We start from the raw sequence: 13,035 nt of genomic DNA, 5'->3' as shown, positions 1-13,035 counted from the left end.
ACGTTTAAACTGCGCCTTTGCGATGCTATTTGTCGCATTGGCGTAAACCCGCGAAAATCATGGGTTGGCGCTATAAGAAGTTGTCGCTTGGCGGCAAGGCCGGGCTGAAAACTGTCCTTACAATCCTCACCAAGCTCGCCAGTTCCAGGCGGGTGTTCCTCTTCAGGAGACTCCGATGTCCGTTGAGCAAGCCGCGGTCCAACGCGCCGATTTCGACCAGGTAATGGTTCCCAACTATGCACCTGCTGCCTTTATCCCTGTGCGTGGTGCCGGTTCCCGCGTGTGGGACCAGTCCGGTCGCGAGCTGATCGACTTTGCTGGCGGTATCGCAGTCAACGTACTGGGCCATGCCCACCCGGCCCTGGTCGGAGCCCTGACCGAACAAGCCAACAAGTTGTGGCATGTGTCGAACGTCTTCACCAACGAGCCGGCCTTGCGCCTGGCCCACAAGCTGGTCGACGCGACCTTTGCCGAGCGCGCGTTCTTCTGCAACTCCGGCGCCGAAGCCAACGAGGCCGCGTTCAAGCTGGCCCGTCGCGTCGGCTTTGATCGGTTTGGCAGCGAGAAATACGAGATCATCGCCGCGCTCAACAGTTTCCACGGGCGCACCCTGTTCACCGTCAACGTTGGCGGGCAGTCGAAGTACTCCGACGGTTTCGGTCCTAAAATCACCGGCATCACCCACGTTCCTTATAACGACCTTGCGGCTTTGCAAGCAGCGGTCTCGGACAAGACCTGCGCCGTGGTGCTGGAGCCGATCCAGGGCGAGGGCGGCGTGTTGCCGGGCGATCTGGCTTATCTGCGAGGCGCCCGCGAGCTGTGCGATGCACACAACGCGCTGCTGGTATTTGACGAAGTGCAGACCGGCATGGGCCGCAGTGGCGAATTGTTCGCTTACATGCATTACGGCGTGGTTCCGGACATCCTCACCAGCGCCAAGAGCCTGGGCGGTGGTTTCCCGATCGCGGCGATGCTCACCACCGAAGCGCTGGCCAAGCACCTGGTGGTCGGCACCCACGGCACTACCTACGGCGGTAACCCGCTGGCCTGCGCGGTGGCCGAAGCGGTGATCGACGTGGTCAACACGCCTGAAGTGCTCGGCGGCGTCAAAGCCAAGCATCAGAAATTCAAGGCGCGCCTGGAGCAGATCGGCGAGAAATACGGCCTGTTTACCCAGGTGCGCGGTCTGGGCCTGTTGATCGGCTGCGTGCTGAACGACGCCTGGAAAGGCAAGGCCAAGGACATCTTCAACGCCGCCGAGCAGGAAGGCCTGATGATTCTGCAAGCCGGCCCGGACGTGATTCGTTTCGCCCCGAGCCTGGTGGTGGAAGACGCCGATATCGACGCCGGCCTGGACCGCTTCGAGCGGGCTGCGGCGAAGCTGACGCAAGCCTGATCCAGACTTGACCGGCCCTGGTGTGGGTCGGGCTTTTGTGGGAGCGAGCCTGCTCGCGAATGGAATCGCCTCGGTCCGCCAGGCAGATCGAGGCGTCTGCTTCGCGAGCAGGCTCGCTCCCACAGGAGGTTCACTTCAGTGTCCGGTTTTTATTCTCTGTGTATCGGCCTCACGGCCGAACCGTTTATTTCAAGTTAAGGAGTGACACCATGCTGGTGATGCGCCCCGCGCAAATGGCTGACCTGGGCGAGGTACAGCGGCTGGCTGCGGACAGTCCGATCGGTGTCACTTCCTTGCCGGACGACGTGGAACGCCTGAGCGACAAGATCGCTGCAAGCGAAGCCTCGTTCGCCGCCGAAGTCAGTTTCAACGGCGAGGAAAGTTATTTCTTCGTCCTTGAAGACACCACCACCGGCAAGCTGGTGGGCTGTTCGGCCATCGTCGCGTCGGCGGGCTATTCCGAGCCGTTCTACAGCTTTCGCAACGAGACGTTCGTCCATGCCTCCCGCGAGCTGAAGATCCACAACAAGATTCACGTCCTGTCCCAGTGCCACGACCTGACTGGCAACAGCCTGTTGACCAGTTTCTACGTGGTCCCGGAACTGGTCGGGTCGCCTTGGGCGGAGCTCAATTCCCGTGGGCGCCTGCTGTTCGTGGCCAGCCATCCGGAGCGCTTCGCCGATTCGGTGGTGACCGAGATCGTCGGCTACAGCGACGAGAACGGCGATTCACCGTTCTGGGACGCCATCGGTCGCAACTTCTTCGACCTCAATTACGCCGCCGCCGAGCGCCTGTGCGGGCTGAAAAGCCGGACCTTCCTCGCCGAGCTGATGCCGCATTACCCGATCTACGTGCCGCTGTTGCCGGACGCCGCCCAGGAAGCCATGGGCCAGGTCCACCCGCGTGCACAGATCACCTTCGATATCCTGATGCGCGAAGGTTTCGAGACCGATCACTACATCGACATCTTCGACGGCGGTCCGACCTTGCATGCGCGTGTCTCGGGGATCCGCTCCATCGCCCAGAGCCGCGTGGTGCCGGTCAAGATCGGTGAAACGGTGAAGAGCGTGGGCCGCCAGTACCTGGTGGCCAATGCCCAACTGCAGGATTACCGCGCCGTGCTGCTCGAACTCGATTACGCGCCGGGCAAGCCCGTGACACTGGATATGGAAGCGGCCGAAGCCTTGGGCGTCGGCGAGGGTGCCAGCGTGCGCCTGGTAGCCGTATAACGCTTTACAGACGAGTTTTTCGCGGGTGGCTTGAGCGGCCCGTTTGAGGAGATAGCATGATCGTTCGTCCCGTACGCAGCAGCGATTTACCCGCGCTGATCGCCCTGGCCCGCAGCACCGGCACCGGCCTGACCACCTTGCCGGCCAACGAAGAGCGCCTGGCGCATCGGGTCGGCTGGGCCGAGAAGACCTTCCGCGGCGAAGCCGGGCGCGGCGATGCGGACTACCTGTTCGTGCTCGAAGACGACGACGGTCGCGTGGTGGGCATTTCCGCCATCGCCGGTGCCGTGGGGCTGCGTGAGCCCTGGTACAACTTCCGCGTCGGCCTGACGGTCAGCGCTTCCCAGGAGCTGAACATCTACCGGGAAATCCCGACACTGTTCCTGGCCAACGACCTGACCGGCAACTCCGAGCTGTGCTCGCTGTTCCTGCACGCCGACTACCGCAACGGCCTGAACGGTCGCATGCTGGCCAAGGCGCGGCTGCTGTTCATCGCCGAATTCTCCCAGCTGTTCGGCAACAAGATCATCGCCGAGATGCGCGGCATGTCCGACGAGAACGGCCGTTCGCCGTTCTGGGAAAGCCTCGGTCGGCACTTCTTCAAGATGGAATTCAGCCAGGCCGATTACCTGACCGGCGTGGGCAACAAGGCTTTCATTGCCGAATTGATGCCCAAGTTCCCGCTGTACACCTGCTTCCTGTCCGAGGATGCCCGGGCCGTGATCGGCCAGGTCCATCCCGACACCGAACCGGCGCTGTCGATGCTCAAGAGCGAAGGCTTCAGTTATCAGGGCTATGTCGACATCTTCGACGCCGGCCCCGCCGTCGAATGCGAGACCGGCAAGATCCGCGCGATTCGCGACAGCCAGGCGCTGGTACTCGCCATCGGCACGCCGGGCGATGACGCCACGCCGTTCCTCATCCATAACCGCAAGTGCCAGGACTGCCGCATCACCGCGGCGCCTGCGCGCTTCGCCGCGGGCACTCTGGTGGTCGATCCGCTGACCGCCAAACGTCTTCAACTCAACGCCGGCGACCAGGTGCGTGCCGTGGCGTTGTCCGCCGTTCGGGAGACCAAATAATGAAATCGCTGTACATCGCGGGAAGCTGGCTGGAAGGCCAAGGCGACGTCTTTGAGTCGTTGAACCCGGTCACCCAGCAAGTGTTGTGGACGGGCAAGGGCGCCACGGCGGCGCAGGTCGAGTCGGCCGTGCAGGCGGCGCGCCAGGCGTTCCCGGATTGGGCGCGGCGCTCGCTGGATGAACGCATCCAGGTGCTCGAAGCCTTCGCCGGCACCTTGAAGACGCATGCTGACGAATTGGCCCGTTGCATCGGTGAGGAAACCGGTAAGCCGCTGTGGGAAGCCGCCACCGAAGTTACCAGCATGATCAACAAAGTGGCGATTTCGGTGCAGAGCTACCGCGAGCGCACCGGCGAAAAGAGCGGCCCCCTGGGCGACGCCACCGCCGTGCTGCGGCACAAACCTCACGGTGTGGTGGCGGTATTCGGCCCCTACAACTTCCCCGGCCATTTGCCCAACGGGCACATCGTGCCGGCGCTGCTGGCGGGTAACTGCGTGTTGTTCAAGCCGAGCGAGCTGACCCCGAAAGTCGCCGAGCTGACGGTTCAGTGCTGGGTCGAGGCCGGCCTGCCGGCGGGCGTGCTGAACCTGCTGCAGGGCGCGCGGGAAACCGGTATCGCCCTGGCGGCGGATCCGGGCATCGACGGGCTGTTCTTCACCGGTTCCAGCCGCACCGGCAACTTGCTGCATCAGCAATTCTCCGGTCGTCCGGACAAGATCCTCGCGTTGGAAATGGGCGGCAACAACCCGCTGGTGGTGGATGAAGTGGCCGACGTCGATGCGGCGGTCTATACGATCATCCAGTCGGCGTTCATTTCCGCCGGCCAGCGTTGCACCTGCGCACGCCGCCTGTTGGTGCCGGAAGGTGCCTGGGGCGATGCCTTGCTGGCGCGCCTGGTGCAGGTCAGCTCGACTCTCGAAGTCGGCGCCTTTGACCAACAACCGGCGCCGTTCATGGGCTCGGTGGTTTCCTTAGGCGCGGCGAAGGCGCTGATGGATGCGCAAAATCATTTGCTGGGCAAGGGCGCCGTGCCACTGCTCGCAATGACCCAGCCGCAGCCCCAGGCCGCGTTGCTGACCCCTGGGATCCTCGACGTGACCGCCGTGGCCGAGCGCCCGGACGAAGAGTTGTTCGGGCCGCTGCTGCAGGTGATCCGCTACCAGGATTTCACCGCCGCGATCAGCGAGGCCAACAATACCCAATATGGCCTGGCCGCCGGTTTGCTCTCGGACTCGCAAGAACGTTACGACCAGTTCTGGCTGCAAAGCCGCGCCGGCATCGTCAACTGGAACAAACAACTGACCGGCGCCGCCAGCAGCGCGCCGTTCGGCGGCATCGGCGCCTCGGGCAACCACCGCGCCAGTGCTTATTACGCGGCGGATTATTGCGCGTATCCGGTGGCGTCGCTGGAGACACCAAGCCTGGTGATGCCGGCTGCCCTCACTCCTGGCGTGAGAATGGTGTGAACCCCAATCGCGAGCAAGCTCGCTCCCACAAAGGATTGCGCAAAACCCTGTGGGAGCGAGCTTGCTCGCGATAGGCGCGCCGCAATTGTTATTGATGTCTATAAAAAACAGATTCTCGTGGAGCCTCGCTGATGAAATCCTATGAAGTCAACTTTGACGGTCTAGTGGGGCCGACCCATAACTACGGCGGGCTTTCGTACGGCAACGTCGCGTCCCAGAGCAACAGCCAGCAATCCTCCAACCCCAAGGAAGCGGCGTTGCAAGGCCTGGCGAAAATGAAGGCGCTGATGGACATGGGTTTTCAGCAGGGCGTGCTGGCGCCGCAGGAGCGTCCGGACGTGGCGGCCTTGCGTCGGTTGGGCTTTGCCGGCAGCGATGCGCAGGTCATCCAGCGCGCCGCGAAAGAAGCGATGCCGCTGCTGGTTGCCAGTTGCTCGGCCTCGAGCATGTGGGTGGCCAACGCCGCCACCGTCAGCCCGAGCGCCGACACCGCTGACGGTCGCGTGCATTTCACCGCCGCCAACCTCAATTGCAAGTACCACCGCAGCATCGAGCACCCGACCACCAGCCGTGTGTTGGGCGCGATGTTCGCCGACCAGCAGCACTTCGCCCATCACGCCGCGTTGCCCGCGGTGGCGCAGTTCGGCGATGAAGGCGCGGCCAACCACACGCGATTCTGCCGTGCCTATGGCGAGGCCGGCGTCGAGTTTTTTGTCTTCGGCCGCAGCGCCTTCGACAGCCGTTACCCGTCGCCACAGAAATACCCGGCGCGCCAGACCCTTGAAGCGTCCCGCGCCGTTGCCCGCCTGCACGGTCTGAGCGAGGAGGGCGTTGTGTACGCCCAACAGAACCCGGCGGTGATCGACCAGGGCGTCTTCCACAACGACGTGATCGCGGTCGGTAACGGCGAAGTATTGTTCTATCACGAGGACGCGTTCCTCGACACGGACCGGATGCTGGCCGAGCTGAGCGATAAAATCGCCAAGGTCGGTGGGAAATTTCAGCCAGTGTGCGTACCGCGTTCGGCGGTCACCGTGGATGATGCGGTACGTTCCTACCTGTTCAATAGCCAGTTGCTGTCGCGTGCCGACGGCTCGATGCTGTTGATCGTGCCGGAAGAATGCCGTGGCAACGAACGTGTCTGGAACTACCTGCAAGGCCTGACGGGCTCTGGCGGGGTGATTCGCGAAGTGAAGGTCTTCGATCTCAAGCAAAGCATGCAGAACGGCGGCGGCCCCGCTTGCCTGAGGTTGCGCGTGGCGCTTAACGAAACCGAACTGGCGGCCGTCAACCCAGGGGTTATCATGACCGCGCCGCTGTATGAGTCGTTGACCCAATGGGTCGAGCGCCATTACCGCGACCGCATGACCGAAAACGACCTGGCGGACCCGCAATTGTTGCTTGAATGCCGGTCGGCACTGGATGAACTGACACAAATCCTTAAACTTGGCGCGGTTTATCCTTTCCAGATCAATTGAAAGCGCGCGCGTCCTGACTACAGTCAAAGCAGGGCGCGTTGCCTTATCCCCCGATGAGAATGTAAAGACATGAGCGATACCCTGCAGCTGATCCTGGAAGACACCGACGGCACGCAACTGGAAACCTCCTGCACCCGCGTCGCGGTGATGTGGCAGGGCAAGGAACTGTGGATCCAGCAGGACGGCCGCGGCCAGTTGTTGATCGGCGTCGACGTCGAGGAAGGGGACGCGGAATACGCCAACCTCTTGCTGCGTCCATTGGCGACCAACCTGGTCAGCCTGCAACTGGAAATGGAACCGGCCGACATCGGCGATGACGACCACGTCCATGGCCCTGACTGCGGCCACGATCACTAAGGAAACCGCGCTATGCTCGCCCTCGGCAAACTGCTTGAACTGACCCTCGCCGGCCGCGAACCGGCGGAGAAGACTCAACTGACTGTCGAAGGCGTACGGATGCGCTGGTTGAGCGAGGGCGCGCTGGAGGTCAAGCCGCCCGAAGCCCGGGACAACGGCCTGGACCTGCTGCTGTCGGCCGGTATCCATGGCAATGAAACCGCGCCGATCGAGTTGCTCGATCGACTGCTGCACGACATTGCCCGTGGCGACCTGAAGCCGCGGGCACGCATTCTATTTCTGTTCGGCAACCCCGAGGCGATTCGTCGCGGCGAGCGTTTTGTCGAGCAGGACGTCAACCGGCTGTTCAACGGCCGCCACGAACTGAGCGGCGGCCCCGAGGCGTTGCGCGCCTGTGAGCTGGAACGGCTGGCCGCGAGTTTCTTCAGCGTGCCGGACCGCAGCCGTCTGCACTACGACTTGCACACCGCCATTCGCGGTTCGAAGATCGAGCAGTTCGCCCTGTACCCCTGGAAGGAAGGTCGCCAACATTCACGTCGCGAGCTGGCGCGCCTGCGCGCGGCGGGCATGGAAGCGGTGTTGCTGCAGAACAAGCCGTCCATCGTCTTCAGCGCGTACACCTACGATCAGCTCGGCGCCGAGTCCTTCACCCTGGAGCTGGGCAAGGCCCGGCCGTTCGGGCAGAACGATGGCGTCAACGTGAACCCGCTGGAAACCCGCCTGCACCAGATCATCGAAGGCAACGAGCCAGAGCTGGAAGAAAGCCTGGACGGTCTGCAACTGTTCAGCGTCGCGCGAGAAATCATCAAGCACAGCGACAGCTTCCGCCTGAACCTGCCGGCGGACATCGAGAACTTCTCGGAACTTGAAAAAGGTTACGTCCTGGCCGAGGACATCGCCCAGACCCGCTGGGTGATCGAAGAAGAGGGCGCGCGGATCATCTTCCCGAACCCCAAGGTCAAGAATGGCTTGCGGGCGGGCATCCTGATCGTGCCAACGACTGACGAGAACCTGGCCTAAAGCCAACGCAGAACCAATGTGGGAGCGAGCTTGCTCGCGATTGCGGTGCTTCAGTCAATGTTGAAGGTGACTGACAGTCCGCTATCGCGAGCAAGCTCGCTCCCACAGGGTCTCAGTGTTTCTTTAGACCGCTACCGCCCGCTGCTCACTGCGGCGCAACGCCCGCGTCTTGTGCAGCGTATCGGCACAGGTCTTTGCCGCTTCCTGGCCCTTGTGCACGAAGTGCTCGAAGAAGAATTTCTGATGTTCTTCGCCAGCGTGGAAGTGATGCGGCGTCAACACGACCGAAAATACCGGCACTTCGGTTTCCAGCTGGACCTGCATCAGACCGCTAATCACCGATTGGGCGACGAACTCGTGGCGATAGATGCCACCGTCCACCACCAGGCCGGCGGCGACGATGCCGGCGTAACGACCTGACTTGGCCAGCAGCTTGGCGTGCAGCGGGATTTCGAACGCGCCGCCGACTTCGAAGAAGTCGATGTCACTTTCCTGATAACCCTGGCTGATCATCTCAGTGACGAAGCCTTTACGGCTCTGGTCGACGATTTCCTTGTGCCAGCAGGCCTGGATGAACGCGACGCGCTCGCCCGGATGGGTTTTGGTCTTGCTGTCGATTGCGGTGGGTTGCATGTTCTGGTTCCTGTTTGTGTGAAAAACAGGGCGTCATGAATCGAAGGGGATTCGAGGGTACGCCGCGCACAAGACAGTCGCAGGCGGCCCTTGGGTGTCAATCCCGTTCTCTCTTCATCCGGACTATGACCGTCGGCCCCGGAATCACACCGGGTCTGCTGACCTTGTCGCTGCACTGTAAAGACCGTGTAGCACCAAGCGCTCGCGGGCTATGCGCATTGCGCGCAATTACCGCCGGTGGGGAGTTGCACCCCGCCCTGAGAACGTTTTGCCGTCACGTTTTGTGACGGCGCAGGATTTTTAACACATAACCCCCTGTGGGAGCGAGCCTGCTCGCGAATACGGTGTGTCAGCTAAATAAATGTCGCTGACCCAACGCGTTCGCGAGCAGGCTCGCTCCCACAGGGAACTGATCAATCTTCAGGCCAGGTGTTCTTTTCCTTTCACCGGGCTTGATTATTCCTGCCCATGCCCGCAGTAATTGCCCTTCGAAAGGGAATTTCCCCATCTGAAACCGAGGCCAGATTCATGAGCGTTATCGACCTTCGCAGCGACACGGTGACCCAACCTTGCGCCGGCATGCTGGATGCCATGGCCAGCGCGCCGACCGGCGACGATGTGTATGGCGAAGACCCGACCGTCAATCGTCTCGAAGCCGAGCTGGCCGCGCGCCTGGGGTTCGCGGCGGCGTTGTTCGTGCCCACGGGCACCATGAGCAACCTGCTGGGGTTGATGGCCCACTGCGAGCGCGGCGATGAATACATCGTCGGCCAGCAGGCCCACACCTACAAATACGAGGGTGGCGGTGCGGCGGTGCTCGGTTCGATCCAGCCCCAGCCCCTGGAAGTGCAGGCGGACGGCTCGCTGGACTTGGCGCAAGTGGCTGCCGCAATCAAGCCCGACGATTTCCATTTTGCCCGCACCCGCCTGCTGGCCCTGGAAAACACCATGCAGGGCAAGGTCTTGCCGCTGGAATACCTGGCGCAAGCCCGGCGTTTCACTCGGCAACATGGCCTGGCGCTGCACCTGGACGGCGCGCGGCTGTACAACGCCGCCGTCAAGCTGAATGTGGACGCCCGGCAGATCACCCAGCATTTCGATTCGGTGTCGGTGTGCCTGTCCAAGGGGCTCGGTGCCCCGGTGGGCTCGGTGCTGTGCGGCACTGACGAGTTGATCGGCAAGGCCCGTCGGCTGCGCAAGATGGTCGGTGGCGGCATGCGCCAGGCCGGGATCCTCGCGGCGGCGGGGCTGTATGCCCTGGAACATAACGTCCGACGCCTGGCCGATGATCACGCCAATGCCCAGCGGCTTGCCGAAGGCTTGCGTGCGGCGGGTTATTCCGTCGAGCCGGTGCAGACCAACATGGTCTACGTGCAGATCGGCGAACGGGCCGAGGCGATCAAGGCCTATGCCGCCGAGCGAGGCATCCAGCTCAGTGCCGCGCCCCGTCTGCGCATGGTCACCCACATGGATGTCGGCGCCGGGCAAATCGACCAGGTGATCGACACTTTCGTCGAATTTTCTCGCATCTGATCCTTTCAGCGGTCCGATTGACGGTTTCTATCACATAACACACTGTACCCCACGCAAAGGGCCGATATAATGCGGCCCTTTGCCGTTGCTTCGTCTGTTGACGTTTTGCACAGGCCTTTGGCCGCAGCCTCCGTGGAAGAACCTAATGAAAAGCGCAGAAATCCGTGAAGCCTTCCTTCGCTTCTTCGAAGAGCAAGGCCACACCCGAGTAGCCTCCAGCTCTTTGATTCCGGGCAACGACCCGACCCTGCTGTTCACCAACGCGGGGATGAACCAGTTCAAGGACTGCTTCCTGGGCCAGGAAAAACGTGCCTACACCCGCGCGGTGAGCAGCCAGAAATGCGTGCGTGCCGGTGGCAAGCACAACGACCTGGAAAACGTCGGCTATACCGCTCGTCACCACACCTTTTTCGAAATGCTGGGTAACTTCAGCTTCGGTGACTATTTCAAGCGCGACGCCATCACGTTCGCGTGGACCTTCCTGACTTCCGAAAAGTGGCTGAACCTGCCGAAGGAAAAGCTCTGGGTCACGGTCTACGCCACCGACGACGAAGCCTACGACATCTGGACCAAAGAGGTCGGTGTCCCGGCTGAACGCATGGTGCGCATCGGCGACAACAAAGGCGCGCCTTACGCTTCCGACAACTTCTGGACCATGGGCGATACCGGCCCGTGCGGCCCTTGCACCGAAATCTTCTACGATCACGGCGCCGACATCTGGGGCGGCCCACCCGGCTCGCCGGAAGAAGACGGCGACCGCTACATCGAGATCTGGAACAACGTGTTCATGCAGTTCAACCGCACCGCCGACGGCGTGTTGCATCCGCTGCCGGCGCCGTCGGTAGACACCGGCATGGGCCTGGAGCGGATCAGTGCGGTGTTGCAGCACGTCCACTCCAACTACGAGATCGACCTGTTCCAGAGCCTGCTGGCCGCTTCGGCCAAGGCCATCGGTTGCACCAACGACAACCAGGCCTCGCTGAAAGTGGTGGCCGACCATATCCGTTCCTGCGGCTTCCTGATCGCCGACGGCGTGCTGCCTTCCAACGAAGGTCGCGGCTATGTGCTGCGCCGGATCATTCGTCGCGCCTGCCGTCACGGCAACAAGCTGGGCGCCAAGGGCAGCTTCTTCTATCAGATCGTCGCGGCGCTCGTGGCCGAGATGGGCGAGGCCTTTCCGGAACTCAAGACTCAGCAGGCGCACATCGAACGTGTCCTCAAGGGTGAAGAAGAGCAGTTCGCCAAGACCCTGGAGCAGGGCCTGAAGATTCTCGAGCAGGATCTGGCCGAGCTCAAGGGCAACGTGGTTCCCGGTGACGTGGTGTTCAAGCTGTACGATACCTATGGCTTCCCGATGGACCTGACCGGCGACATCGCCCGCGAACGCAACCTGACCCTCGACGAGGAAGGTTTCGAGCGCGAGATGGAAGCCCAGCGCGTGCGTGCGCGCTCCGCCAGCTCCTTCGGCATGGACTACAACAGCCTGGTCAAGGCTGACGTGGCCACCGAATTTACCGGTTACGCCGCGACCACCGGCTCGGCCAAGATCGTGGCGATCTACAAGGACGGGCAATCGGTCGATATCCTGAGCGAAGGCCAGGAAGGCGTGATCGTGCTGGACACGACACCTTTCTACGCCGAGTCCGGCGGCCAGATCGGCGACAGCGGCTACTTGCAGGCCGGCAACTCGCGCTTCGATGTGCGTGACACCACCAAGACCGGCGGCGCGTTCCTGCACCACGGCGTGCTGGCCTCCGGCAGCCTGATGGTCGCAGCGCCCGTGGCCGCCCATGTCGACGCCGAGGTCCGTCACGCGACTGCGTTGAACCACTCCGCCACACACTTGCTGCACGCAGCGTTGCGCCAGGTGCTGGGCGAACACGTTCAGCAGAAGGGCTCGTTGGTGGACAGCCAGCGCCTGCGCTTCGACTTCAGCCATTTCGAAGCGATCAAGCCTGAGCAACTCAAGGCGCTGGAAGACATCGTCAACGCCGAGATCCGCAAGAACTCCCCGGTAGAGACCGAGGAAACCGACATCGAGACCGCCAAGCGCAAAGGCGCGATGGCGCTGTTCGGCGAGAAGTACGGCGACAACGTGCGCGTGCTGAGCATGGGCGATTTCTCGGTGGAGCTGTGCGGTGGCATCCACGCCAATCGTACCGGCGACATCGGCTTGCTGAAGATCATCAGCGAAGGCGGCGTGGCCTCCGGTGTGCGGCGTATCGAGGCGGTCACTGGCGCTGCTGCGCTGGCCTACCTCAACGCGGCTGAAGAACAACTCAAGGAAGCGGCGAGCCTGATCAAGGGCAGCCGTGACAACCTGATCGACAAGTTGTCGGCTGTGCTGGAACGCAACCGCCTGCTGGAAAAGCAGCTTGAACAGTTGCAGGCCAAGGCTGCCAGCGCCGCGGGCGACGATCTGTCGGCCCAGGCGGTGGACGTCAAGGGCGTGAAAGTGCTGGCTGTGCGTCTCGACGGCCAGGACGGCAAGGCGCTGCTGGCGCTGGTCGATCAACTGAAAAACAAACTCGGCCGCGCAGTGATCCTGCTCGGCGGTGTCCATGAGGAAAAGGTCGTTCTCGTCGCAGGCGTGACCAAAGACCTGACTGGCCAACTCAAAGCCGGTGATTTGATGAAGCAGGCCGCTGCGGCAGTGGGCGGGAAGGGCGGTGGTCGTCCGGACATGGCGCAAGGCGGCGGTACCGACGCCAGCGCCCTGGACGCGGCACTGGTCCAGACCGTTGCATTTGTAGAGCAGGGCATTTAAGGCAGCGCCCCGGGTTCGCCAAGGCGGGCCCGGGCGCTGTCGAGATTATTTGGGCGCCCTTCATGGGCAGAGGC

Annotated in this window: 10 protein-coding genes and 1 riboswitch; of the genes, 9 read left to right on the top strand and 1 reads right to left on the bottom strand. The window is 62.5% G+C overall.

Going from position 1 to position 13,035, the window contains the following annotated elements; all coding sequences use genetic code 11:
- Window positions 1-175: 175 nt before the first annotated feature.
- The 7 genes from M1E16_RS20825 (at window position 176) to astE (ending at window position 8,028) form a co-directional block, all read left to right on the top strand.
- Window positions 176-1,396 (top strand): aspartate aminotransferase family protein, encoded by a 1,221-nt coding sequence (locus M1E16_RS20825; RefSeq protein ID WP_458128272.1) that lies wholly within the window; start codon window positions 176-178, stop codon window positions 1,394-1,396.
- Window positions 1,397-1,605: 209 nt separating this feature from the next.
- Entirely contained in the window at window positions 1,606-2,625 is a 1,020-nt protein-coding gene (gene aruF, locus M1E16_RS20820) for an arginine/ornithine succinyltransferase subunit alpha (RefSeq protein WP_458128271.1), read from the top strand.
- A gap of 56 nt (window positions 2,626-2,681) precedes the next feature.
- Window positions 2,682-3,707, top strand: coding sequence for an arginine N-succinyltransferase (gene astA, locus M1E16_RS20815; RefSeq protein ID WP_458128270.1), 1,026 nt, complete (start codon window positions 2,682-2,684; stop codon window positions 3,705-3,707).
- On the top strand, window positions 3,704-5,173 hold the full coding sequence (gene astD / locus M1E16_RS20810) for a succinylglutamate-semialdehyde dehydrogenase (protein WP_458130354.1): 1,470 nt from the start codon (window positions 3,704-3,706) through the stop codon (window positions 5,171-5,173). Before astA ends, astD begins: the two co-directional genes overlap by 4 nt.
- A 131-nt stretch (window positions 5,174-5,304) precedes the next feature.
- Window positions 5,305-6,651 carry an N-succinylarginine dihydrolase gene (gene astB / locus M1E16_RS20805; RefSeq protein ID WP_434628957.1) on the top strand — a complete coding sequence of 449 codons (1,347 nt, stop codon included), beginning with the start codon at window positions 5,305-5,307 and terminating at the stop codon, window positions 6,649-6,651.
- Between the two features lie 69 nt (window positions 6,652-6,720).
- Window positions 6,721-7,008, top strand: coding sequence for a topoisomerase II (locus tag M1E16_RS20800; RefSeq protein WP_305499345.1), 288 nt, complete (start codon window positions 6,721-6,723; stop codon window positions 7,006-7,008).
- Window positions 7,009-7,020: 12 nt separating this feature from the next.
- The gene (gene astE, locus M1E16_RS20795; protein ID WP_458128269.1) at window positions 7,021-8,028 is read left to right on the top strand and encodes a succinylglutamate desuccinylase; all 1,008 of its coding nucleotides are present in this window, start codon (window positions 7,021-7,023) and stop codon (window positions 8,026-8,028) included.
- 123 nt (window positions 8,029-8,151) lie between these two features.
- Here astE and M1E16_RS20790 read toward each other — a convergent pair whose 3' ends face one another.
- On the bottom strand, window positions 8,152-8,661 hold the full coding sequence (locus M1E16_RS20790) for a 6,7-dimethyl-8-ribityllumazine synthase (RefSeq protein WP_305499349.1): 510 nt from the start codon (window positions 8,659-8,661) through the stop codon (window positions 8,152-8,154).
- Between the two features lie 101 nt (window positions 8,662-8,762).
- Window positions 8,763-8,930, bottom strand: a riboswitch (FMN riboswitch).
- A gap of 259 nt (window positions 8,931-9,189) precedes the next feature.
- On the opposite strand from M1E16_RS20790, the gene ltaE reads away from it, so the two are divergent.
- Together ltaE and alaS are read left to right on the top strand one after the other, a co-directional pair.
- A complete protein-coding gene (gene ltaE, locus M1E16_RS20785; RefSeq protein ID WP_458128268.1) occupies window positions 9,190-10,194 on the top strand; it encodes a low-specificity L-threonine aldolase in 1,005 nt (334 codons plus the stop codon).
- A 145-nt stretch (window positions 10,195-10,339) separates the two neighbouring features.
- Window positions 10,340-12,961 (top strand): alanine--tRNA ligase, encoded by a 2,622-nt coding sequence (gene alaS / locus M1E16_RS20780; RefSeq protein ID WP_458128267.1) that lies wholly within the window; start codon window positions 10,340-10,342, stop codon window positions 12,959-12,961.
- Window positions 12,962-13,035: the final 74 nt, after the last annotated feature.

The organism is Pseudomonas sp. Z2-11 (assembly GCF_054161305.1).
The sequence above is the reverse complement of the archived record's forward strand: the minus strand, read 5'-3'. Positions and strand labels throughout refer to the sequence as shown.

What these genes read in the sequence shown, in the direction of transcription:
- astB (WP_434628957.1), top strand. Translation starts at nt 5,305, where the DNA reads ATGAAATCCTATGAAGTCAACTTTGACGGTCTAGTGGGGCCGACCCAT.
- aruF (WP_458128271.1), top strand. Translation starts at nt 1,606, where the DNA reads ATGCTGGTGATGCGCCCCGCGCAAATGGCTGACCTGGGCGAGGTACAG.
- ltaE (WP_458128268.1), top strand. Translation starts at nt 9,190, where the DNA reads ATGAGCGTTATCGACCTTCGCAGCGACACGGTGACCCAACCTTGCGCC.
- M1E16_RS20800 (WP_305499345.1), top strand. Translation starts at nt 6,721, where the DNA reads ATGAGCGATACCCTGCAGCTGATCCTGGAAGACACCGACGGCACGCAA.
- astA (WP_458128270.1), top strand. Translation starts at nt 2,682, where the DNA reads ATGATCGTTCGTCCCGTACGCAGCAGCGATTTACCCGCGCTGATCGCC.
- M1E16_RS20790 (WP_305499349.1), bottom strand. Translation starts at nt 8,661, where the DNA reads ATGCAACCCACCGCAATCGACAGCAAGACCAAAACCCATCCGGGCGAG.
- astE (WP_458128269.1), top strand. Translation starts at nt 7,021, where the DNA reads ATGCTCGCCCTCGGCAAACTGCTTGAACTGACCCTCGCCGGCCGCGAA.
- alaS (WP_458128267.1), top strand. Translation starts at nt 10,340, where the DNA reads ATGAAAAGCGCAGAAATCCGTGAAGCCTTCCTTCGCTTCTTCGAAGAG.
- M1E16_RS20825 (WP_458128272.1), top strand. Translation starts at nt 176, where the DNA reads ATGTCCGTTGAGCAAGCCGCGGTCCAACGCGCCGATTTCGACCAGGTA.